This is a genomic window from Cyclobacterium xiamenense (genome assembly GCF_009467825.1).
Lineage (GTDB): Bacteria > Bacteroidota > Bacteroidia > Cytophagales > Cyclobacteriaceae > Cyclobacterium > Cyclobacterium xiamenense.
Genome location: NZ_WIOK01000021.1, coordinates 1 through 24,756, shown reverse-complemented (window position 1 = coordinate 24,756; position 24,756 = coordinate 1). Strand labels below are relative to the sequence as shown.

Annotated in this window: 13 protein-coding genes and 2 tRNA genes; 6 read left to right on the top strand and 9 right to left on the bottom strand. The window is 47.4% G+C overall.

Translation table 11 applies throughout. The annotated features are described in order from the left end of the window. Positions 1-15: 15 nt before the first annotated feature. Positions 16-1,851, bottom strand: coding sequence for a glutamine--fructose-6-phosphate transaminase (isomerizing) (gene glmS / locus GCU44_RS15720; protein WP_154857510.1), 1,836 nt, complete (start codon positions 1,849-1,851; stop codon positions 16-18). A 296-nt stretch (positions 1,852-2,147) separates the two neighbouring features. Then, the gene (locus GCU44_RS15715) at positions 2,148-3,527 is read right to left on the bottom strand and encodes a sulfatase-like hydrolase/transferase (protein ID WP_154857508.1); all 1,380 of its coding nucleotides are present in this window, start codon (positions 3,525-3,527) and stop codon (positions 2,148-2,150) included. Positions 3,528-4,076: 549 nt separating this feature from the next. Here GCU44_RS15715 and GCU44_RS15710 point away from each other — a divergent pair. Together GCU44_RS15710 and GCU44_RS15705 are read left to right on the top strand one after the other, a co-directional pair. Beyond that, a complete protein-coding gene (locus tag GCU44_RS15710) occupies positions 4,077-4,430 on the top strand; it encodes an O-fucosyltransferase family protein (protein WP_154857506.1) in 354 nt (117 codons plus the stop codon). Positions 4,431-4,503: 73 nt separating this feature from the next. Then, positions 4,504-5,610 carry an SGNH/GDSL hydrolase family protein gene (locus tag GCU44_RS15705; RefSeq protein WP_154857504.1) on the top strand — a complete coding sequence of 369 codons (1,107 nt, stop codon included), beginning with the start codon at positions 4,504-4,506 and terminating at the stop codon, positions 5,608-5,610. Between the two features lies 1 nt (position 5,611). Here the strand turns inward: GCU44_RS15705 and GCU44_RS15700 are convergent, their stop codons facing one another. Then, positions 5,612-6,745: an amidohydrolase family protein gene (locus tag GCU44_RS15700; protein WP_154857502.1), complete on the bottom strand. Its 1,134-nt coding sequence runs from the start codon at positions 6,743-6,745 to the stop codon at positions 5,612-5,614. 234 nt (positions 6,746-6,979) lie between these two features. On the opposite strand from GCU44_RS15700, the gene GCU44_RS15695 reads away from it, so the two are divergent. Both GCU44_RS15695 and GCU44_RS15690 read left to right on the top strand, forming a co-directional pair. Next, on the top strand, positions 6,980-8,086 hold the full coding sequence (locus GCU44_RS15695; protein ID WP_154857500.1) for an acyltransferase family protein: 1,107 nt from the start codon (positions 6,980-6,982) through the stop codon (positions 8,084-8,086). A 61-nt stretch (positions 8,087-8,147) separates the two neighbouring features. Next, positions 8,148-9,557 carry a Gfo/Idh/MocA family protein gene (locus tag GCU44_RS15690; RefSeq protein ID WP_154857498.1) on the top strand — a complete coding sequence of 470 codons (1,410 nt, stop codon included), beginning with the start codon at positions 8,148-8,150 and terminating at the stop codon, positions 9,555-9,557. A 43-nt stretch (positions 9,558-9,600) separates the two neighbouring features. Here the strand turns inward: GCU44_RS15690 and GCU44_RS15685 are convergent, their stop codons facing one another. The 4 genes from GCU44_RS15685 to GCU44_RS15670 all read right to left on the bottom strand — a co-directional run bounded on the left by GCU44_RS15685 (position 9,601) and on the right by GCU44_RS15670 (position 15,095). Next, entirely contained in the window at positions 9,601-10,782 is a 1,182-nt protein-coding gene (locus tag GCU44_RS15685; protein WP_154857497.1) for a class I SAM-dependent rRNA methyltransferase, read from the bottom strand. Beyond that, entirely contained in the window at positions 10,766-12,163 is a 1,398-nt protein-coding gene (locus tag GCU44_RS15680; protein ID WP_154857495.1) for a sodium:solute symporter family protein, read from the bottom strand. Before GCU44_RS15680 ends, GCU44_RS15685 begins: the two co-directional genes overlap by 17 nt. A gap of 10 nt (positions 12,164-12,173) precedes the next feature. Beyond that, complete coding sequence (locus GCU44_RS15675; RefSeq protein WP_092169852.1) at positions 12,174-13,790, bottom strand: ABC-F family ATP-binding cassette domain-containing protein; 1,617 nt, start codon at positions 13,788-13,790, stop codon at positions 12,174-12,176. 72 nt (positions 13,791-13,862) lie between these two features. Then, positions 13,863-15,095, bottom strand: a complete 1,233-nt coding sequence (locus tag GCU44_RS15670; RefSeq protein ID WP_154857493.1) for a multidrug effflux MFS transporter — start codon at positions 15,093-15,095, stop codon at positions 13,863-13,865. 256 nt (positions 15,096-15,351) lie between these two features. Here GCU44_RS15670 and GCU44_RS15665 point away from each other — a divergent pair, with 256 nt between their 5' ends. Then, positions 15,352-23,421, top strand: coding sequence for a malectin domain-containing carbohydrate-binding protein (locus tag GCU44_RS15665; RefSeq protein ID WP_161993952.1), 8,070 nt, complete (start codon positions 15,352-15,354; stop codon positions 23,419-23,421). 196 nt (positions 23,422-23,617) lie between these two features. Here the strand turns inward: GCU44_RS15665 and GCU44_RS15660 are convergent. Then, positions 23,618-23,689, bottom strand: a tRNA-Glu gene (locus GCU44_RS15660). A 30-nt stretch (positions 23,690-23,719) separates the two neighbouring features. Continuing rightward, positions 23,720-23,791, bottom strand: a tRNA-Glu gene (locus tag GCU44_RS15655). Positions 23,792-24,014: 223 nt separating this feature from the next. On the opposite strand from GCU44_RS15655, the gene GCU44_RS15650 reads away from it, so the two are divergent. Next, positions 24,015-24,650 carry a peroxiredoxin gene (locus GCU44_RS15650; RefSeq protein ID WP_092169844.1) on the top strand — a complete coding sequence of 212 codons (636 nt, stop codon included), beginning with the start codon at positions 24,015-24,017 and terminating at the stop codon, positions 24,648-24,650. Positions 24,651-24,756: the final 106 nt, after the last annotated feature.

Genomic DNA, 24,756 nt, shown 5'->3' with positions numbered 1-24,756 from the left:
AAGTGAGGGATTTTATTATTCTACGGTCACGGATTTGGCCAGATTGCGTGGTTTGTCTACGTCCAGGCCTTTTGCTAATCCCGTGTAGTAAGCCAATAACTGCAGCGGAACGACGCTCAGAAGGGGAGCGAGGAGCTCATCCGAAGCGGGTACAGCGATGGTATCGTCCGCTATCTCTTCAAAAAGGGTATCCCTCTCCGTAATAATCGCCAGTACGTTTCCTTTTCTTGCTTTTATCTCCTGCGCATTGCTGGCGAGTTTTTCGTGGTAGGCATCTTTGGTTGCGACGAATACTACTGGAAGCGACTCTTCTACCAGGGCTATGGGACCGTGTTTCATTTCGGCTGCCGGGTAGCCTTCTGCATGGATATAGCTGATTTCCTTGAGTTTCAAAGCTCCTTCCAGTGCGATTGGGAAATTATACCCTCTTCCTAGAAATAAAAAATCCCGTGCATTTTTGTATTTTCCGGCTAGACAGGCCACCTCCGGTGCGGTTTTCAGCACCTCAGTGATTTTGTCCGGGATTAAGGCCAATTCATTGATCAGGTGCAGGTACCGGTCTCTGGATAGGGTACCTTTAGCGTAGCCCAATTTGATAGCAATTAAGTAGAGAACGGTAAGTTGGGCGGTAAAGGCTTTGGTAGAGGCCACACCGATTTCCGGGCCTGCATGGGTATACGCACCGGCCTGAGAAAGACGCGCAATGCTGGAACCCACCACATTGACCACGCCAAAGATAAATGCTCCCTGGTTTTTAGCATTTTCTAGCGCTACGAGTGTGTCTGCGGTTTCGCCGCTTTGGGAAATGGCGATGATCACATCTCCCGGGTGAATGACCGGATTTCTATACCTAAATTCCGATGCATATTCCACTTCCACCGGCACCCGACAGAGTTCCTCGAAAACGTATTCTGCCAGAAGGCCCGCGTGCCAGGAAGTGCCACAGCCAACCAGGATGATTCTTTTGGCTTTCTTGAGCAAATCTAACTGCCTGTCAATACCGCCCATTCTAATGGTACCCGCTTTTGCATCCAGCCGGCCACGGAGGCAATCAAACACGGCAGTGGGCTGCTCGAAAATCTCCTTTAGCATGAAATGTTTGTAGCCCCCTTTTTCAATAGCAGCCAAATCCATGTCAAGTTTGGTGATGAATGGGGTGATGCGTTCATTGCCCGGATTTTTCAACACCAGTTCATCCGGCTTTACAATGGCCATTTCGTAATCATTGATGTATACCACTTCCTTTGTGTATTCAATGATGGGCGAAGCATCTGATGCCAGGAAGTGTTCGTTTGGACCAATACCAATGACCAATGGGCTTCCCTTTCGCGCCGCAATCAGCGTATCGGGCTGCGACTCATCCAAGAGAATGATCACATAGGCGCCTATAATTCGCTTCAGTGCAATTCGAACCGCTGCTTCCAGGCTTTCTGCATCGTTGATGAAAATATCTTCAATAAAAACCAACAATACCTCCGTATCGGTATCGCTCTTGAATACGTATCCTTTCTTTTGCAGCTCTTTTTTGATGGGAGCGAAGTTTTCGATGATGCCATTATGAACCATGGCCAGTTTCCCCGATGGCGAACAATGTGGGTGTGCGTTCCTATCGGAAGGCTCTCCGTGGGTGGCCCAGCGCGTATGGCCAATCCCCGATTTGGCAGGTAAGTGCTGCCCGATAAGGGAAGATTCCAATTCGGAGACCTTTCCTTTTTTCTTGTAAATCTTGAGTTCTTTGTCGAGCAAGGCAACTCCCGCACTGTCGTAGCCCCGGTATTCCAACCGTTGGAGGCCTTTTAAAATAATTGGATACGCCTCCCGTGAACCAATATAGGCAACAATACCACACATAAGAAGATTTCAAAATAAACTAGACTAAACATAGTTTGATTGCTAATATTTCGAAATTTAATAAATAAAAAAACAAATGAAGCAACAATAAATTTTGGTACTTATGATAAAAATATGCAAAAAGTAAGGGTCGCATCAGGTTTTTTTTAGGTGCCAGATTAACTTTTCCCAAAACTTTTCAAAACTATCAATCGATCCATTTTAAATTGAACAATCCAATGCGGGCTTGTTCGTTCTTTGGAAAATATGTGTCAGAATCCACAAACAATTTTTTTTGTTTTTTTTCTAAACCAGGATTATTTTTTTGTTTTTATCGCTTCGATCCACGCTTTGTACAGGGAATGTAATTCGATTGTTTTTTCGGGATGCATGGAAGCCAGGTTTTTGACCTCGGTTGAATCGGTTTCAAGGTTTACTAAATAGAGTTTGTCGCTATCTCCGAAACGTAACTTTCCTGTGGGATCGGTGGGATTGCCCAACAATTTCCAGGGACCTTTGCGAACCGCCCAGGGGTGGTTTTCATTTTCTGGCCTGCCGGTGGCCCAATACATGGTTTCGTGCGGACTTGGAATTTGCCCGTCCATCAAGAGAGGAAGGAGGTTTTTTCCATCAATTGGATGATCTCCCGGAAGTCTGACTCCAGCGATTTCCGCAAGTGTGGGCATCCAGTCCACACTGTTTGCCCAGTGATGCCGAAGCGCGTTCTGGGGCAATATTTTTGGATAGCTGATGATGGCAGGAACCCGAATACCCCCTTCCAACATACTGAATTTTGCCCCACTAAAAGGACCGGAGTTTCCTCCGCCAAAAAAGGCACGCTCTTCTACGCTGTGTCCGTGATCGGATTGATAGACGATGATGGTATTTTCTAGCTCGCCAATGGCCTCCAGATGCGCATAAACTTCTCCTACCAGTTCGTCAATAGTAGAGACGAAGGCAGCGTATTCTTTTCTCGGACTTTCCAGGTCGGCATAATGATCGAGCCACTTGGGTTCTCCCTGATAGGGATAGTGCGGCATATTGATTGCCCAGTACATGAAAAACGGCTGATCTGAGTCCTGGTCCATAAAGGTTTTTGCCTCGTCGACCATCAGGTCACCAAAAAATTCACCAGGCCGGTGGACCTCCTGGTTATTTTGGTACAAGTCGTGTAGGTTTGGACCACTCCAATAGAAGAAGTGAGAAAAGTTATCAATGCAGCCTCGCTGATGTCCAAAGAAATAGTCAAACCCCTGCCCGTTGGGGAGTTTCTCTTCCGTATGGCCCAAATGCCATTTTCCTATCAGCGCTGTTCGGTAGCCATTTGACCGAAACACTTCGGCCATGGTGATTTCGCTGCTCGGCAAACCCGATTTGCCATCGGGGTCCTGGTGAGGGGGAGCCACGTTGCCAAAAAGTCCGGCATTAAAATTGTACTTTCCTGTCAACATCGCTGCTCTGGAAGGGGAACAAACTGGCGCCCCGGCGTAAAATTGCGTAAACCGAATGCCTTTTTCCGCTAAACGATCAATGTTTGGTGTGACCAGGTCTTTCGATCCGTAGGTACCCAAGTCCATGTAGCCTTGATCATCGGTGAGAATGACCAGTACATTTGGTTTGGACTGAGCGAATAATTCGATGGGCAAAAGACCGGATATTATAACGAAAATGGCAGTTATTTTTATAAACCTATTCATAGAAGGTACCTTGTTTATCAATAATCCCGTTAACTTAGCAAATAAAATCCGATGAAAAAAAAACGTATCGTACTAAAACCAACCTCCGGATTGGGAAACAGGATGAGAGCTATTTCGTCGTTTATCTATTTTAAAACACTGATTAACGCAGAGTTAAAGGTGGTTTGGGTACCTGATTCCGGTTTAAATAGTAGCTTTCAGGAAATTTTCCAACCGAGTGCCAGTTTTGATTTAATGCCTGCGAAATTTAGGCATCACTTGTTTACGAAAAGTAAAACCTTATTACATAATGAGTATAGCGTTGTCAGGTGGCTTACCAAACGTTACAATTCCTTCTTGTCGACATTGCTCGGCGTAGATTGCCTGCTGTTTGACGAGGATGTCAAAAAAGGAGTGGAGCATTTAACAGAAGTTTGTACCAACAAGCACAACATATTGGTAATCACTGGAAATCAGTGTATTGATTATCCAAAAGGTTTCGGATCATTTGTGCCAAGTACCGAAGTTGCTTCTAGAATTAAGACTGCGAGGAAGCAATTCAAGGAAACCATGATTGGTATACACATCCGACGGTCGGACCACGATATTGCAATCGCAAAAAGTCCGGTATATCTCTTTGAAAACAAGATTGAGGAACACCTAAATGCCGAAGAAGATGATTTTGGTGTGTTTCTGGCGACGGATGATCCAGCGCTATCAACGTATTTCCAAGAGAAATATCCCGATACCGTCGTCACGTATCCAAAAACCTTTGGAAGAAATTCCAGGGAGGGAATTATGGATGCCGTTTTGGAATTGTACCTGCTTGCCGGTACCAAAAAAATCTATGGCTCGTATTGGAGCTCTTTTTCCGGCGTAGCCAAACGAATTTACGGTACGGAGTTAGAGATTCTTCACATTTAAGTTTTCCCGGAGCCGTAGCCCAAAGTTATACAATAAATCCGCTGGAAGACTATACCAGAAAACACTCGGTTTTATGAAAAAATGGACCCTAATCGCGACGATTCTACTGCTGGGTAATTTCCAGGTTACCCTCTTCGGGCAAGAACAATGGACCTGGACCAATCCGATGGAATCGTTACCAACAAATAGTGTCCATGGAAAGATTGGCGCAGATGCCAGTTTTACCCGTTTGCCGTCCAGCTTGAAGGAACAGGTGCGACCGCCCGTTTGGAATTTATCCAAACATGCCGCTGGTTTAAAGCTTAGGTTTCGTACTGGAGCAAGCACCATTCAGGTTAGGTACACCGTATCCGGAAATGTAGCCATGCCGCACATGCCAGCAACGGGCGTAAGCGGATTGGATGTTTATACCAGAGACGAATCCGGTGCTTGGGTTTGGGTCAAGGGAGATTATTCCTTTGCTGATACCATTCGGTATAGCTTTCCGATTAAAACGGGTGACTCCATTCCCAGGGAATTTGATTTGTACCTACCCCTATACAATGAGGTTGTCTACCTGGAGGTAGGTGTTCCCTCCGATGCTTCCATTGAATTCCTTCCAAAATCGTTGGATGAGCTCCCCATTTTGGTATACGGCACGTCGATTGCCCAGGGGGCTTGTGCATCGAGACCAGGAATGGCCTGGACGGCCCTATTGGAACGACACCTTAACCTTCCGCTGATTAACCTGGGTTTTTCAGGAAACGGACAGCTGGAAACTCCATTGATTCAGCTAATGGCCACACAAGAAAGCAGCCTTTACGTCTTGGATTGCCTGCCGAATCTGGTTAGAGAAACTTTTTCCGAATCCGAAGTAAAGCAGCGAATCCGGAATGCGGTCGTGTACTTGAAAGAAAAGCGTCCGGGCACCCCGGTATTGTTAGTAGAACATGCCGGATACACGGATGAGCTGGTCAACAAAGAACGCAAGAACACTTACGAAATAAGAAATAAATGGTCGCGGGAAGTTTACGAAGAGCTGATAAATTCAGGTACGGAGGATCTCTATTACCTGGACAAAGAGGCAATCGGACTTTCCATGGATGATACCGTAGATGGCACCCATCCCTCTGATTTGGGGATGAGTCGGTATGCCGCAGGATATGCCCGCGCCGTGGAATCGATTTTTCGGGAACAATAACTCATTCTGCGGGTAATTTTAGAAGTTTTTGGGCATTGGAACGGTATACCTTTTCCAACACCTCCCCGGAAAGGTCATATCCATGCATGGGCCAATGGTAGGAGGAAATGTTTCTGTCGTAAAAATGCTCGTCGGCAGTCTCCAGAATGCGAAGGGTTGTTTGATACATGCCCACATCCATTCCCATATCGGTACCGTACACCAAGCGGTCCGCATACTGCGAATAAAATCGATTGACGGTTCGCGGAATCGTGGCCGTTTCAGCATACCGGGCACTATTGTCGGCATATAGGTTGGGATAGACGTCGAATAGTTTCGCCAGTATGCTCAAATCATAACTCGTATTTGCATAATGACAAGCGATGAAGGTGGTTTCCGGATTTTGAGCCACAGCATCTTTCAGTATGTCGATCATGCCCTGGTGGTCCACAATTCCTTCCTGTTGGTCAAGCCGCCATTTAAAGGCATTCATTAGGCCATCGTTACTCGCATCCATCGGCTGGTACATCCAGATGGGTTCCGCAACATGAATGCTGATTGGCATGCCCAATTCCCCGCATTTCTGGATCAATGGCTTCATTTTTGGATCGTTGATGTGCATGCCAAATGCTTTTGTCGGCCGGGAGTAAAACAGCCCTTTCCCTTTATCTCCCAATTCGCCCACTCCTTTTGCACCCATCGAAAAACACCGCTCCAGTTCTTTTACCGCCGCAGGACCAAAATCATCCTGCTCGTAACCGGTGTAATCGAATCCGCAAAACAGAATGAAACGGTCCGGATATTTGCCGTATACCTGTACTAGCGAATCAAAGGCATCTCCTGTTTGGTAAGATTGAATCACCGTTTTTTCTATGCCTACTTTGTCCATGGTCTTTACCCATTCGTCGAGCGCTGCTTCGGATTTCGCGTAAGGATGAGAATGCATGTCAATCACTGGAAAAGCTGCTCTGGTTACGGGATTTTCGTTTCCTTTATACAGGGAAACCGGTTGGTGGTCTTTTAAAAGCAAGGCCTCTACCGAATCAGCCGAAAAACTCTCCTGCGTCGATGTTGCGGTTTCCGTATCTGGACGCCCACAGGAATGGCAAATGAGTAGTACTAAGAAAGAAGTAACCAGCGAGAGATAGGGACGCATAAAAAAGGGTAGGTTAAGCGATTATAAATGGAGTTCAAGCAGGCACACCGGCAGATTTGACCGTTTGCTGTTAGGCCTAAATGTAATAAATAATTTTAAAATTCAGTAAAACAAGCATAAAACCATTCATCCTTTTTTCGTTATCGATTGTTTGAAGCTGTTCCCTGAAAAGCTATATTTGGATATCGCCTTCGCAGTGGGGGTTTTCAAAATTGTCTTTATGCCGTCTCGTTTATGAACCCAAACCCAGCCCTTCCTGGTAGAAGATTGGTTTCGTTGGATGCCTACCGGGGAATTACCATGTTTTTGCTGGTTGCCGAATCTGCGTTGGTCTATCGGGCTCTTTTGGGTGCGGTTTCCGAAGACTCATTTGGTTTTGCTGTTTTTCAGCAATTTACCCACCACCCCTGGAATGGCCTTCGGTTTTGGGATCTCATTCAGCCTTTTTTCATGTTTATCGTCGGGGTGGCGATGCCTTTTTCGCTTAAAAACAGGTTGGAAAAGGGATCCAATTCAGCTGACCTAACCCGGCATGTCCTGCGACGCTGCCTGCTTTTATTTCTGTTTGGGACCGGCTTGCATTGCGTCTACGCAGACGCGCTCGTGTTTGAATTGTGGAATGTACTAACCCAGTTGTCCTTCACCATTTTGCTGACCTACCTGTTTATTAATTACCCAGCAAAATGGCAATTCCTTGTATCCATTGGTTTATTGCTACTGACGGAGCTATTGTACCGGATGTACGACCACTCTGCTCCCTTTGTCAAAGGGGATAATTTCGGCTCATTTTTCGATGAAATCCTGATGGGCAAGATCAACGGGGGTGGTTGGGTAGCGATCAACTGCCTACCTACCGCAGCGCATACCCTTTGGGGAGCGATGTGCGGCAAGTTACTTTTGTCCCAACGTAGGGATGGCGAAAAAATCAAGCCACTACTTGTGGCAGGGGTAATCGGCCTGGCGGTAGGCTACGGGCTGGACTGGACGGGAATTCCCCCAATCATTAAACGTATTAGCACCAGTGCTTTTGTGATGGCCTCGGGTGGCTGGGCGGTGCTGGTGCTTGCTTTTTGCTTTTGGTTGATCGACGTAAAAAAGGTGAAAAAATGGACATTTGCCTTTTTAATTGTCGGAATGAATCCAATTTTTATTTACTTGTTTGCCGAAGTACTGGGACATGACTGGTTAACCGGGTTTGTAGGCATCTTTACCTACGGGTTTTTGGGATTGCTGGGCTTTCCGGAGCATGCAATGGCTCTTTTTACGGCTTTCGTATCGCTGGGCTGTATGTGGTACCTATGTTATTTTCTCTACTCAAAAAAGATTTTCTTTAAAATATAATGCAAGGAGCTATCCTGTGGGATGGCGTTTAGTTTAGAACCAACAAATAAAAAAGCAAACTATGAGTAATAAAAGGAGGGAGTTTTTAAAACTCTCCGGCTTGGCCGGAATTGGAATGATGGGAACGGGTTTTACCGGTTTATCCCAGGAAGAACAGGAGAACGTACTTGTTCAAAGCAGAAGGCAGCATGCGCAACGCTTCAATATGTCCGGTTATGCGGCTCCGAAGCTGGATCGGGTGCGCATCGGGGTGATCGGACTGGGTATGCGTGGTCCGGGTGCAGTCAATCGATTAAGCAAAATAGAAGGGGTGGAAATTACCGCCTTGTGTGATTTGCGACCAGAGATGGTAGATAAGGTGATGAAAACCCTGGAGGGTACCACTCACAAGCCGGCTACCTACAGCGGCAGCACCTATGCCTGGAAGGAAATGGTGGACCGGGATGATTTGGATCTGGTATACATCGCTACGCCCTGGGAATGGCATACCCCCATGGCCGTTTATGCCATGGAAGCTGGCAAACATGCCGCTTCAGAAGTTCCCATCGCCATCAGTCTGGAGGAATGCTGGCAACTGGTAGAAACCTCCGAACGCACGAAAAAACACTGCATGCAATTGGAAAATTGCTGCTACGATTTTTTCGAACTGATGACCTTAAACATGGCTCGGGATGGCTTCTTTGGCGACATTATCCACGGAGAAGGGGCCTATATCCACGACTTGCTTGAGCTGAATTTCAAAAAGGACACCGGATATCAGGACATGTGGCGATTGAAAGAAAATTACCGAAATGGAAACATCTATCCAACCCACGGATTGGGTCCGGTCTGCCAGATCATGAATATCAACAGGGGGGATCAAATGGACTACCTCACCTCTTTGTCTAGCCAGGATTTTCACATGAAAGCCCGGGCAGAAGAACTGGCTGCCGAGGACGATTTCTATGCCTCATTTGCGACGAAGCAGTTCCGGGGAAACATGAACACCACCCTGGTAAAAACCAAAAAAGGTAAATCCATCATGATCCAGCACGATGTGAGTTCACCCCGGCCGTATTCCCGGATTCATCTGATAAGCGGTACCAAAGGTATGGCCAGAAAGTGGCCCGTGCCGGGCGTAGCTACCGGGCATGGATGGATGAAAGACGAAGAAGTCAAGGAACTGGAGGAAAAATACACTCCCGAAATTGTAAAAAAGGTCGGGGAAATGGCAAAGAAAATCGGCGGGCACGGTGGCATGGATTTTATGATGGATTGGCGATTGATCGATTGCCTGAGAAATGGATTACCACTGGACCAGGATGTGTACGATGCCGCACTTTGGAGCTCCATTACCCCATTGAGCGAATGGTCAGTAGCCAACCGATCCAATTCGATCGATATTCCTGATTTTACGGCCGGTTCCTGGCAAACCAACCAGCCGGTGGAGCTAACCCTGAAAGGGGGAGGTACTACCGGTGTGAACGCATAAGGAACCGAGGGAGTGGCAGGACCGCAATTCCTGCCACTTTTTTTTAGCTAACGTAGACAACCAATCCCTTCAGGTACGAGGTTTCCTGGTGAAAGATATTCACCGGATGGTCTGCTCCCTGGGACACCTGATGGATAATTTGGGTAGGACGCCCAGCCTCCAATGCCGCTGCCGTCACCGTATGGGTAAAGAGTTCCCGGTCAATGACCTGCGAACAAGAAAAAGTAAACAATATCCCTCCGGGTTCTATTTTTTTCAGCGCCATGGCGTTTAGCCGTTTGTATGCCTGTACGGCATTGTGCCTGGAGCGCGTGTTTTTTGCAAAGGCCGGTGGGTCGAGAATTACCAGGTCGTACGATTCGTCGATGTCCTGCAAATACTTCAGCACATCTGCCGTGAGGCATGGATTTTTTTCCGTGTCAAACCCGTTTAGTTCCAGGTTTTTTTGGCAGAGAGCGATTGCTTCTGCGGAGATATCCACGGAGGTAACCTGGCTGGCACCGGCCCCAAGTGCGTATACCGAAAATCCACCGGAGTAGCAAAAGGTGTTGAGAACTTTTCTGCCCGTACAGTAGTTTTGCAACAAGCGCCGGTTGTCCCGTTGGTCCAGAAAAAAACCGGTTTTCTGCCCTTTCTCCAAGTTGATTTCGAAGCGGAGCCCGCTTTCCAGGATTCGCGGTTCCTGTTTTTCTCCCACGAGCCAGGAGTCGGCCTCCCCGGTTTTGTCGTGCAATGCAGCGGCACTTTTGTTGTAAATGGATTGAAGGTCCGTTCCGAAAAGCGTTTGCAGCGCAGTGACAATCGTAGGCAATTCGCCAAGGATGCCCCGGTGATGTGCCTGAATAACCAGGTTCCCGTTGTAATTATCGATGATCAGCCCGGGCAGGTGATCCCCTTCACCGTGTACCAATCGGTAGGCATTGGTCGATTCGCGTTGGGCGGCGAAGATTTGTTGGCGAAGTTGGTAGGCGGCGCTAAGCTTCTCCAGCCAAAATGCCTCGTCTATTTCCTGGTCGCCAAAGACAATCATTCGGATCATAATGGAGCCAGGCGCATAGAAACCCATACCCAAGACCCGATGGTTCGCGTCAAAAACCTTTACCAATTCACCATCTCGTAAATCAACCGGTTTGGTGTAAACGGCACCGGAAAAAATCCAGTGATGCCTTCGTTTAATGGAAATTTCTTTTCCTTTCTTTAAGATTATTTCAGGATATGTTTTCATGGATAGCTTTGGGATAGGCAACGGAGCCTGCGATCATCGCAGCGGCGCTGAAGAGCAAGGCCGCCAAGTGGTGTGGTACAGGCATGTAAACAAGGTCAAAATAAAACAACAAATAAGCGACCATTCCGCCAAACAAGGAGCCTTTGGCACCGGCGGGAGAGGCCTTCTTCCAATAAAGGCCGGCCGTCAGCGGAACCAGCAAGGATACCAAAAGCAACATGGAGGCTTCACCGATCAAGGAGTAAATATTGGTTTTCCAAAAAGCAAGTAGAACGGAAATGACCGCAATTGCCGCCAGGCAAACCCGTAAAACGACCAACAATTGCTTTTCAGTCCAGGTGCTTTTTCTCCATGGTTTAATGATATTTTCGGTGAGCAAGGCAGCGGGAGCAAGCATGGAGGAACTGGTAGTGCTCATGATGGCAGAAAGCAATGCGCCAAAGAAAACGATTTGCAGCGGCAAACTGCTGTGATGCATTACCAGTTCGGGAAGTAGCATTTGTGCGTTTTCTGGCGTACTATTGGGATACAGGATTTTGGCACTCAAGGCAATAAATAAAGGGAGCAGTCCAATGGTCAGGTAGAATCCAGCCGCCAAAAACAGTGATTTTTGCGCAATTTTGCTACTCTTGGCTGCCATGGATCGTTGGTAAATGTCCTGACTGGGGATACTGCCCAAACCCAGTATCGCCCAGGCACCTAGATACTCCATCCAGGCACCGAAGGTTTGTTCCGGAAAGAAGGTAAAGCTGGATGCAGGAGCCTGGTTAAGGACCCGAGTAACACCTCCTGCCTCCTGACTGAGGGTTTGGGCTAGCCAAAGCAGTCCCACGACTATCACAATCGTCTGTACAAAATCGGTTACGGATATGGCCCACATGCCACCTAGAAAAGTGTAAAACAACACGACCGTAGCGCTAATCACCACCCCGGTTTCGATCGACACATCGGAGACCGCTCCCAGGATGAGGCCAAAGGCGACCAACTGGGCGGCAATGAATCCAAAATAGGCAGGAATCATAAAAATACTGGCGTACAAAGCGACCCGTTTGCCAAATAACTGCAAGAAGACGTCTCCTAGTGTTCGGGCCTGCATGGCATAAATGGGTTTGACAAAGAACAAACCAAATAAAAGCAGGCAAAGGGCCCCACCAAACGGGTCCTCCATGACACCTAACAAGCCGTGCTCCAGGTATTCAGAAGAGGCACCAAAAATCGTTTCGGAACCGAACCAGGTAGCGAATAGTGCCGAAGCGCTTAAGAAAAGGGGAAGCCGCCTGCCTGCCAACATAAAGTCTCCGGAGGTTTTTACCAAACGGGAAGACCAGGCTCCCAAAGCCATGGTTCCCAGTAGGTAACAAACGATTGCAGCGGCCAGCAAGTAGGATGAATTAATGGGTGTACATCTTTTCCCGCAGGGCCCGAATGGCTGGATCCTCCAAATACGATTCGTAATCCATCCGTCGATCAATGGTGCCCGACGGCGTAAACTCAATGATGCGGTTGGCGACCGATTGTACAAACGCGTGGTCGTATGAAGAAAACAAAAGGGTACCCGTAAAATCAATCATGGCATTGTTCAGGGCATGAATGGATTCCAGGTCCAGGTGGTTTGTGGGCTCGTCCAACACCAAAAAGTTGGGGTTTTGCAACATCATGCGAGAGACCATGCACCTCACTTTTTCCCCACCGGAGAGAACCGATGCTTTTTTTAATGATTCCTCCCCCGTAAACAACATCCTTCCCAGGAAGGTCCGTACGTAGGCCTCTTCCTGATTGTCGCTGTATTGACTCAGCCAGTCGATCAACTTCAAGTCTGAATTGAAAAAGGAGGAATTGTCGTTGGGCATGTAGGCCTTATTTATCGTTACACCCCATTTGAAACTACCGGATTGAACCGGGATCTCCTCCATGATCGTTTGGAAAAACTTGGTAACGGCCTGTTTCGTTCTGGATAGAAAAGCAATTTTATCCCCTTTGTCTACCATCAGGTTGACATCCGTAAAAAAGATCTTTTCCTCATTTTTTAGTTCCAATTGATCGGTTAGCAGCAATTGGTCCCCAGCTTCTCGTTCCGGTTTAAAGATAATGCCAGGATACTTACGGGTAGAAGGCTTGATTTCATCCACATTTAGTTTTTCCAGCATCTTTTTTCGAGCCGTGGCTTGTTTGGACTTGGCGACGTTTGCCGAAAATCGCTCGATAAAGGATTGAAGTTCTTTTCGCTTTTCTTCGGTTTTCTTATTCTGATCGGTCTTTTGCTTGGCGGCCAGCTGCGAAGATTCGTACCAAAACGAATAGTTTCCGGAATAGATATTGATTTTTCCAAAATCGATGTCCACGATATGGGTGGCAACCTGATCCAGAAAATGCCGGTCATGTGAAACCACTATAACCAGATTTTTGAAATTTATTAGAAAATCCTCCAGCCAGCCGATGGTTTCGGCATCCAAATCGTTCGTCGGTTCGTCAAGAATCAGGATGTCGGGATTTCCAAACAAGGCCTGCGCCAACAGTACCCGTACTTTCTGATCGCCTGACAGGTCTTTCATCAGCTTGCCGTGATGTGCCTCGCTGACACCCAGGCCGGATAGCAAAGCAGCAGCGTCACTCTCGGCATTCCACCCGTCCATTTCGGCAAATTCGGCCTCCAGGCTGGCAGCTTTGTTGCCATCCTCTTCGGTAAAATCCTCTTTCAGGTAGATGGCATCTTTTTCCGTCATGATGTCGAACAACTTTTTATGCCCCATGATGACGGTCCGGAGCACTTCTTCCTCCTGAAATGCAAAGTGGTCCTGTGAAAGTACGGCCATCCGCAATCCCGGTGTAATGTTTACCAGACCGGTAGTACTATCTACTTCTCCGGTTAGAATTTTAAGAAAAGTGGATTTCCCTGCTCCGTTTGCACCAATTACTCCATAACAATTCCCGGGAGTGAATTTTAGGTTGACGTCTTCGAAAAGTGTTCTTTTACCGAATTTAAGGGATAAATTATCTACTGAAATCATTGTTCGAACTATCTGAGGATTTTAAGAAAGCGCAAAGTTAGAAAAATATTCCAGCATGACCTATTTTCCGGTCTAGCGGGGAGATAGCCCGGGGCCCTTTTTTCGCCAGGTATGCAATTCACCGGTAGTATGGTAATGATACATCAAAACCAAACCCGCCAGAAGGATACAGCCCGCCATTAATAGGACCATAGGAAGTGCGGTACCGTTGTGAAAAACACTGACCAGCCCCGAAACGATGCCGCCGATGGCCATGCGCATAAAGCCCATCATGGCAGAAGCACTACCGGCATTTTTTGCAAAAGGAGCCAGGGAGATGGCGGCCGCATTCGGCACGCTCAACCCATGCCCGGTTAGGAATATAAACAACATTCCTATCAGCATCCAAACGTTAAAGAAGCCGGTACTAACTCCGGCAATAATCAGTATTCCGACAACGAGTTGGTAACAAAGGGCTGTGATGACGATGGTTCGGTTGCTGTATCGGTTTAGCAGTACGTGGTTTAGCTGGGTAGCCCCAATCATGGCCACGGCCAAAAAAGCGAAAAGCCACCCGTATTCCGTGGGCGTGAGTCCGTAATTGTTGATAAAAACGTCCGAAGACCCGGCAATGTAGGCGAAGGGCGCCGCCCCCGCGATGCCTCCAACCAGAATATAGGTAAGGAATTGCTTGTTTCGCAGAACTTCCCGGTACTTTTTGGCAACCTTTCCAGGTCGCAGCGACAAATCCCGTTCCGGATCCGCTCCATCCGGCAGCTGCCATTTGCAAGCAAACAAAATGGCAGCACAAATAGCTGCTAGCAAGATAAACATCCAGTGCCAGTGGAAATGTGCCGTTAGGTATCCTCCCAGAGTAGGTGCTACCATGGGAGACACCGCAATAACCAAAGTGAGCAGGGCTAGGGCCTGGGCAATTTTATTGACCGGAAACAAATCTCTAACCAACGCCTGTGCAGCCACCATCCCCACACATCCGCCAATAGCCTGTACAAACCGCATGGCAATCAAGGCATCCACAGATTGCGTAAATGCGCAGCCAACAGAGGCCGCGATGTAAATCCAAAGTCCCGCATACAGGGGCTTTTTCCTTCCAAATTTGTCCAGCAAGGGACCATAAAATAGCTGACCGATGGCGATACCGATCAGGTAACTGGTAAGCGAAAGTTGCACCTGAGAAATGCTCGTATTCAGATTTTCTGCGATGGCCGGAAAGGCAGGCAAATACATGTCTACGGAAAAAGGACTGATGGTACTCAGTGCACCTAAAATCAAGACCAGAAGGAAATAATTTTTCTGCTGTTTCATGCGGTGATGCAAAAATAGGCATTAAAATATACTATTGACCCTTTTCTTCAGCTAAAGGATTTACAAACATATTGGAATGATAAAAAATGTATTTTAAATAAATTAAAACGTTTTTTAGCATTGACAATATGAAATTTAATACGTACTATTGTATTGATCTAACAGCAGTAAATTTTTATAGTTCGCACGAAAAACAGTTTATCCATTTAATATTCCGTTTATTATGGAGAAGGTAAAATTAAATCCCATCCCTTTTTTGCTATTCATAATTTTTATTGGTTTTACTAGTCAGAATTATGTTTGCAGCCAGAATATCAGTTTCAATCAGGCTTCGTTGAATTTTAATGGTTTCCAGAACATTGACCTGGGAACTTCCTTGCAATTTGGGCCGGACGAGCGGCTTTATGTGGCGCAGCTAAAAGGAGAAATCAAGATTTACACGATTTTAAAAGAAGGTCCCAACCAGTATGACGTGGTGGACGAAGAAGTTTTGCTGGGTGTGAAGAGCATTCCCAATTACGACGACAACGGACTTTTGGCCTTTGACAATCGAGGCAATCGGCAAATAACCGGGTTGACCGTCGTGGGAACAGCAGAAAACCCCATCCTTTATGTCAGCTCCAGTGATCCGAAATGGGGAGGCCCGAGTGGCGACAAATTACTGGACACAAATTCCGGCATTATTACGCGGCTAACCTGGACCGGAGAGGCCTGGGAAGCGATCGACCTGGTGCGTGGCCTGCCCCGTTCGGAGGAAAATCACTCCACCAATGGGCTGGAATTCACGACTATCAATGGCAAGCCCTACTTGCTGGTAGCGAGCGGTGGTCTAACCAATGCCGGAGCTCCTTCCAAAAACTTTACCTACATCACCGAGTTTGCTCTTTCAGCTGCCATACTAAGCATCGATTTGGATGCGATAGAGGCACTTCCCAACCAAATAGATGCACATTCAGGTAGACTATTCAAATACGACATTCCCACGCTCGACGATCCCAGTAGGGAGAACGTGAATGGTATTTACGATCCAAATGACCCCAATTACGATGGGGTGGATGTAAACGATCCCTTTGGAGGTAACGATGGCCTAAACATGGGCATGGTCACCGAAGATGGTCCTGTGCAGATCTATTCTCCCGGCTATAGAAATTCCTACGACCTGGTGGTTACTGAGGACAGAAAACTTTTTGTAACCGACAACGGTGCGAACATCAACTGGGGTGGTTTGCCCCTACACGAAGGGGATGCGACCCTGGTAAGCAATGCATACGATCCTGGGGAACCCGGGGCCAGCCCGCTTAATCCTTCCGCAAGCGGGGAGTTTGTCGACAATCAGGATCATCTGCTATTGGTAACCAGCGATTTGGATGCATACCAACCGGGAAGCTATTATGGCGGCCATCCCACGCCCATTCGCGCCAATCCCGGGCAACCGTACCAGCCAGGAGCGTCCTTTCCTTTTGAACCAGGGGGAGCAGGGTTATATACAAAGTTTGTAGGAGATGATAACGGTTTTCAAAACGTAACGCCCACATTTACGCCTACGGATAAATTCCGAACGCAGATTTTGGAACCCGTCGCTCCGGGACAACCGGGCTTTGACGCGTATGCGGCAAATAGCTTGCCGGCTAACTGGCCACCAGTACCTCTTAGTATGGCAAACCCGGCAGAGGCCGATTTTATAGCGCCTACCCTGGCAAACCCCAATGGGCCCGAGGCGTCCATCGTTACCATTTTTCCAAATAACTCCAACGGGATTGCCGAATACAAAGGGACCAACTTTGGTGGTGCGATCAAAGGATCCTTGATTGTGGGTAAAAATGGTGGCACCCTGCATTTGATTCACCTTAACGAGGACGGTTCACTCAAGGAAGCGGAGTTTAGCAAGTGGAACCTAAACGGGGGAAACGCGTTGGGCATAGCAACCAATGGCGATGGGGAAATTTTTCCGGGTACGATATGGGTAGCCACCTTTGATAACCGTATCATGGTGTTGACTCCGGCCGATGACGTCTTCTGTATCCCTGTAGATGATCCCGACTTTGATCCGAATGCCGATTACGATCATGATGGATACACAAATCAGGATGAGCTGGACAATGGTACGGATTACTGTTCGGGTGCTTCGGCACCGGATGACTACGACAAAGATTTTGTATCCAATTTGAATGACCTCGATGACGATGGAGATGGTATTTTGGACAGGGACGATCCGTTTCAAATTGGATACCCCAGGGATTTACCCCTGGAGAATCAACTTTTCACCAATCAATCCGACGCATCTGGAAATGAGTTTGGCTACCTGGGCCTGGGGCTAACTGGTCTGATGAATAACGGTGACGAAAACCCCAATTGGCTCGAATGGCTGGACAAGGGTAACGAAAGCCCTGGCCCACCCGATATCTACGGGGGGACCGCCGGCGCCATACAGGTCTCGATGACTGGCGGCACCGCCAACGGCACCGCCAACAATCAGGATAAGGGTTTTCAATTCGGTGTCAATGTGGGGACCGAAACGGGAAACTACACGATTTCCTCCGGTCTCATTGGGCTTTCTTCGCCCGGTCAGCTATACGATTTTGAAGGCAATGGAGAAGTAGGTATACAACTAGGGGATGGTACCCAGAGTAGCTTTGTAAAATTGGTATTTACCAAAGACGGGATTGCTGCCGTTCAGGAAATTGATGATGTGGTAGACGCAGATTCACTTTTTCTCCCGATTCCGGCAGACCAGCGAGCCGACGCCAATACCTTGATTGAATTGTCTTTCGATATCAACCCAGTGGACGGTACGATCGAGCCCAAGTATATGTACAATAGCGAGCCTGCGGTTTCTCTAGGAGTCATGATAGCAAAAGGTACGGTAAAGAATGCAATACAGGATCGGCTAAAGCCGCTTGCCATCGGGATTTACGGGTCCTCCCATGATCCGAATAAGAGCTTCATTGCCGTATGGAACTTTTTTAAAGTAAGCGGAGAAATCCCCTATACCATTCGAAATTTGCGGGACGTAAATCGCCTGATGGGCGATCCGGATGTAGTGATCAATCTTGATGAATATTTTGGCGACGACGATGGGGTGAATAACCTTACGTACTCGGTGAGTGGAAACAGCAATCCGTTGGTAGCCACTCAGGTAGAAGGAAATCAGCTTCGGCTGATTATTCCAAACGACGAGGTGACCTCGATGGTTTCTGTTCGGGCCACCGATGCGAACGGCTATTTTATTGAGCAATCGTTTGCCGTGATCGTAGAGCAAGATTTTGAAATTCTGCTCCGAATCAATGCAGGTGGAAATGTACTGCCCGGTGAAAACGGAGCCCCAAACTGGTTGGCGAATAGCACCGCGGGTCCGGAGACGACGGGCTCATTCTCTGTATCGGGCGGAAGAAGCTCGACCAACTCGTTTTCCGCAGATCAACGACACGAGTCCATTCCTGCCTATATCTCCGACGAACAGTACGTGCAAATTTTCAATAAGGAGCGGTATGCGACGGAAGCAACCATGGACTACCAGATACCTTTGCCGAACGGAGATTATTTGGTCAATCTATACATGGGTAATGGTTTTTCAGGTACGTCTGGCCTCTTGAATCGCTATTTCACTATTGAAATTGAGGGAGAAACCGTCGCGTCTTCGCTCGATCTGGTAGAGACTTTTGGGCATCTTGTTGGGGGAATGATCCAATATCCGACAACCGTGGTAGACGGAGAGCTATCGATTTCCTTTCTCAAACAAAAGGAAAACCCGCTTGTAAACGGTATAGAGATTATCGGAAAGCCGATCCAAATTCCCATTGAATTTACTGCCATAGAGGACCAAATAAACTTTGCAGGCCATGAATTGGATGGGAGCATGTTTGTTTCTGCCTCCGGTGGGAATGGAAACCTCAGCTATGCGGCGGAAGGATTGCCCCCGGGAGTGTATTTGGAGCCGACCAACGGTACCATCTATGGGAAAATCGAGGAAGGTGCATTGGCGAACAGTCCTTATAGGGTCACCATTATCATCGACGACGAAGATGCGATTCATTCCGATGCCGAGTCTTTTAATTTTACATGGACCATTAGCCCCGACCTGATTGACCAAACGTGGAAGGTAAGCAATGAAGATACCACCTATACAGGCAGGCACGAAAACAGTTTTGTACAGGCAGGAGATAAGTTTTATTTATTGGGAGGAAGGGAAAGCGCCAAAACCATCGATATATACGATTATTCGAAGGACGAATGGCGCTCACTGCCCAATATTAATCCACATAGTTTCAACCATTTTCAGGCAGTTACCTACGAGGGGTTAATTTGGGTCATTGGTGCATTCCAAACCAACAGTTACCCCAATGAATTGCCAGCGGAGCACATTTGGATGTTTGATCCGGCGGCTGAAGAATGGATTCAGGGGCCCGCCATTCCCGAGAACAGAAGACGCGGATCAGCGGGAGTGGTTGAATACCGGGGTAAATTCTACATCGTCGGTGGCAATACCGATGGCCATGATGGAGGTTTTGTTAGTTACTTTGATTCGTACGATCCAAAGACAGGAGCATGGAGCGTTCTACCGGATGCACCGCGGGCGCGCGATCACTTCTTTGCGGTCACTATCGGCAGTAAACTATATGTCGTGTCGGGACGGCAGTCAGGGGGCATAGGAGGTACGTTTGCTCCGGTAATACCTGAGGTAGATGTATACGATTTCAATTCCCAGACCTGGAGTACCTTGCCAGACGGCCAGAATCTGCCCACGCCAAGAGCAGGAGCGATCGTAAATAATTACCTGGATAAGTTAATTGTGGCAGGGGGAGAAGTGGACACAAGTGCCGTTGCATTGAATACAACGGAGATGTATGATCCATTGATACAGTCCTGGCAAACGCTGAATCCGCTTAATTTTGCCCGACATGGTACGCAAGGGATCGTATCTGGAAAAGGATTGTACGTCTTGGGCGGATCCCCAAAGAAAGGCGGCGGGAATCAAAAAAACATGGAAGTATTTGGCTTTGATCAACCTTCCGGCGAACCGCTAGTCAAGAGCGAATTGATGGTTCCCTCGTTGGTTCAGTTTAAAAAAGGACAACCCAAAGCCGTTGAGGTGGCGCTTGAATCAGGAAACACCGGGCTATGGATTCGATCGGTGGAATTAATTGGTCCGAACGCTGCCGATTTCAACATCGTAGAAGGTTCCCTTCCTGAAAATCAACTTTGGACCTCGGGACACCGCTTTGAGCTGGTGTTGGATTACGAGGGCGATTCCATAGAAGGAGAGGCCCAGCTGGTGATCAATTGGGGAAAAGAAGGACAAACCACGATACCGCTGCTAGCTGACGGTAACTTTGAGCAAGTGTCGATTTATTACAACACAGGTTCTTCAAAGGATACCCAGTTTGGAGGGAATACGTATGTCGGTGACATGTTACTTACCGACATACACAACGGTGGCTCTCATTATACCAATTCAAATCTCTCGGTAGATACGCTATATCGGTCCGAACGATTTTCTACGTACATTGCTTACGCGATACCGGTTCCGAATGGGATTTATACCGTAACAACCCATCATACGGAAACCTGGTTTGGCCAACCCGGAGGTGGCGTGGCTGGACCTGGGAAGCGGGTTTATGATGTCGTATTGGAAGGGACAGTGGTAAAACCCGATTTAGATCTTTTTGTAGAAAGTGGCAATCAACCGGTCGCACTTGTTTTTGAAAATATTGAAGTGGTCGATGGGTTGTTGCAGCTCGAGTTAGTCGCATCGGCAAATAATGCCTCCATATCTGGTTTATCCATCGTTAACCAAGGAGAATTGGGTTCGGTGCCCCTGGCATCGATTACGGCGTCCACATTGTCTGGAACTGGACCGTTGGAAGTGGTTTTCTCCAACGACATTGGCAGGCCTTCTGATTTCAGCCATTTCTGGGATTTTGGTGATGGAACGTTCTCTGCTGAACCTAACCCAACACATGTCTTCGAAACCCCCGGAACCTACCAGGTCTCGCTTACCGTCTACAATGAGCAAGGAGATCAGGCAAACGATGAGGTACAGGTAACGGTGGTTTCACCAAACTTTTTTGAATTGCATGTAAATGGAGGTACCAACGCATCAACCGTTTTCGAAGGCTTGGATTTTCTTGGGGAGAGCAGTGCAGCTATTTCCTTTACAAATTCTAAAACCTCGACCATTGGTGGTGCGGGAAGTAATGAGATCTTCTTCACGGAAAGGTATGGGACAAATTTTGGGTACGATATACCTCTCCCGAATGGCCTGTATACCGTAAAAACGTACCACAACGAATTGTGGTTTGGGAAAGGTGGCCCGGCGGGTGCTCCGGGGCAGCGCGTGTATGACATCGTCATTGAAGGACAGGTTGTTGCAGACGATTTTGACTTGTTTGTGGCGAATGCCAACCAGCCACTCACCCTGACCCATCAAAACGTTGCCGTGAGAGATGGAGTTTTAACGCTTCGAATGGTCGCCTCCGCAAACAATGCGTCCATTTCCGGATTTTCAATCGTAACGGAGGATGCTGTCTTGTTGCCCGAAGCCGTGGCAACTGCCAATAAGGACACAGGGGCGGCGCCGTTAACAGTAGAGTTTGTCGGAAGCAATTCTGGAGGGTTGGAACCCCTTGAATACTACTGGGAGTTCGGAGACGGTCAAAGTGCTACCGAACCGGATCCGGTTCATAGTTATACAGCAATAGGCGAGTACATTGCCCGATTGACTGTAACCGATTCCTTGGGCAATCAAGATACGGCAACTATACCCATTCAGGTTACCGCGGAGGAAATTCAGCCTGCGTTTTCTTTGCAGGTCAATTCGGGTTCCAATGCCACGATCGACTACCTTGGAAATACGTTTCTTGGGGAGAGTGTTTCCGGCGTTAGTTATTCGTCTTCTGGTACCTACAGCAATAGCAGCGCAGGAAGTCCAACTTTATTCCTGACTGAACGTTTTGGGAAAAACTTTTCCTATTCTATCCCTGTTCCGAATGGAATTTACCGGGTGAAGACCTACCATAATGAATTGTGGTTTGGGAAAAACGGGCCTGCCGCTGCAGTCGGCCAGCGGGTTTATTCCATACTTATCGAGGGAGAAACCGTAAAAAGTAACCTTGACTTATTTGCTGAGTACAACAACCAGCCTACCGAACTGACATTTGAAACAATTATCGTTCGGGATGGGGAATTGAACATCGGCCTTGTTGCGCAGTCGAATAATGCTTCCATTGCCGGGTTTAGCATTGAGTCTGCGGACGAAGCTGCGGTCGGGCCTCAGGCATTGATTGTGTCGAGCGCAATGGAAGGGGTGGCCCCGGCAGAGATCGCGTTTGACGGCTCCAATTCAAGTGGGGAAGGAGATCTGAATTATTCCTGGACCTTTGGTGATGGCGCAAGCAGCGAAGAAATGAGTCCAACACATGTATATGCGACTCCAGGTGTATATGAAGTACAGCTGGTAGTGACGGATGCAACCAATGCCAGTAGTACGGATCAGGTTTCTATTGAAATCACCGACGAGTTACCTGCCTGGGCGCTGTATTTGAATGCAGGAACAGTCGCTGCTACCAATTACCAGGGATACGATTTCGTGGGCGATAAAAACTATCCGGATTATTACACCAGCAACAGTAGCTTTATTAGCACGTCGGGTAGTAGCATACCGCTTTTCCAATCAGAACGGTACGGTAGTAACTTCTCCTATACCATCCCGGTAGAAAACGGAACGTACCGTGTAAGAACCTTTCACAACGAGCTATGGTATGGAAAAGCCGGCCCTGCTGCAGGGCCAGGTAACCGGGTTTTTGACATCCACATAGAGGGACAACTTGTAAAAGACAACTTCGATATTTACGTGGAAAGCGGAAACTTACCGACAGAACTGGTTTTTGAAAATATTGAGGTTACGGATGGGGTTATGGAAATCAATTTTATAGCTTCAAAAAATAACGCAAACGTATCGGGTGTTGTTTTGGAACGATTTTCACCAAAAGTCGGAACTTCCGGAAGTGGGGCGCGATTGGTTGTGCATCCGGATGCAGCGGAGGAGATGGATAACGGCGAGCTCGTCAATAGTAACTTCCCGTCTGCGATCATTTACCCCAATCCTGCGAATACAGAAGCTTATGTACGCATGGAAGGGGACATGCCATTGGATTGGATTGGAATTTATACGCTTACCGGTCAGCAAGTGATGCTTTTGCATGCTGGTAGCAACAGATTGCCGGAATACTCGCTGCCAGTAAACCGGCTGGAGCAAGGAGTGTATGTGGTTCGGCTGATTTCAAAACAAGGGCATTCCAAGGAATTACGATTGATTATTACGCGGTAAAAAGCAACGAAAGCCCGGTCTGATGATCGGGCTTTTTTTTGCAATCAAAATTTTGCACGGCACGTGCGATGCCCTCTAGACCGATAACCAGCAAAAAAAAAACCTGATCAAGAGACCAGGTTTTTTTATTCACTTTAACCACTAACAACCACAAATAAAACTCACCTGTACGAAGACAGGCAAACCCTATTTGTTGTAGTCCGTACGGGAATCGAACCCGTGTTTCATCCGTGAAAGGGATGCGTCCTAACCCCTAGACGAACGGACCGTTACAAAAAAGAAAAGAAGTAGCAACATGTAGTCCGTACGGGAATCGAACCCGTGTTTCATCCGTGAAAGGGATGCGTCCTAACCCCTAGACGAACGGACCATTTCAGTAGTGAATGTGCTCTTTTCTGAAAGGTGATGCAAATATAGGTTCTTTCAAGAACAAACCAAAACCCACCAAAAAATTATTCGGTGGCGTACGTCCAATCCTTTGAAAATAAGCAATTAAAATTGGATTCGCTTAAAAAGGACCAGTTTACCAAACTTTTTCCCCCGAGAAAACGTTTCCCCACTAAACCTATAGATTAATTTAAAATTAAATAACCATGTCATTACGATTAGGAGATATTGCGCCAGATTTTACTGCCGACTCGACTGAGGGTAAAATCAATTTTCACAGCTATCTGGGCGACAGCTGGGGAATCCTTTTTTCCCATCCTGCCGATTACACACCGGTATGTACAACGGAACTAGGGGCTGCGGCAAAACTAAAAGAGGAATTTGGTAAACGAAATGTTAAAATGTTGGCACTAAGTGTGGATGGCATTGATAGCCACCATGCCTGGATCAAAGATATCAACGAAACCCAGCATACTACCGTGAATTTTCCGATTATTGCCGACGAAGACAGAAAGGTGTCTGAACTGTACGACATGATTCATCCGAATGCGAACGAGAAACTGACGGTTCGCTCGGTTTTTATTATTGGAACGGATAAAAAAATTAAATTGATTATCACCTATCCTGCGAGCACCGGACGAAACTTCGATGAACTCCTTCGGGTGATCGACTCCCTACAACTTACGGCCAATTACAGCGTGGCTACGCCCGCAGATTGGAAACACGGCGAAGATGTGGTCATTGCTCCCGCCATCAAGAACGAAGACATACCGGCGAAATTTCCTAAAGGACACAAGGAAATAAAACCCTATCTCCGGACAACACCTCAACCCAATCTTTGAAACGAAAGAGGCTGTCCGAAAAGTCGGGCAGCCTCTAATTTAGTTGTTTTTTTTCTCCAAAAATGGTATTTTGGAGTTGTACAAAAAAGCAACTATGGCCAAGTTA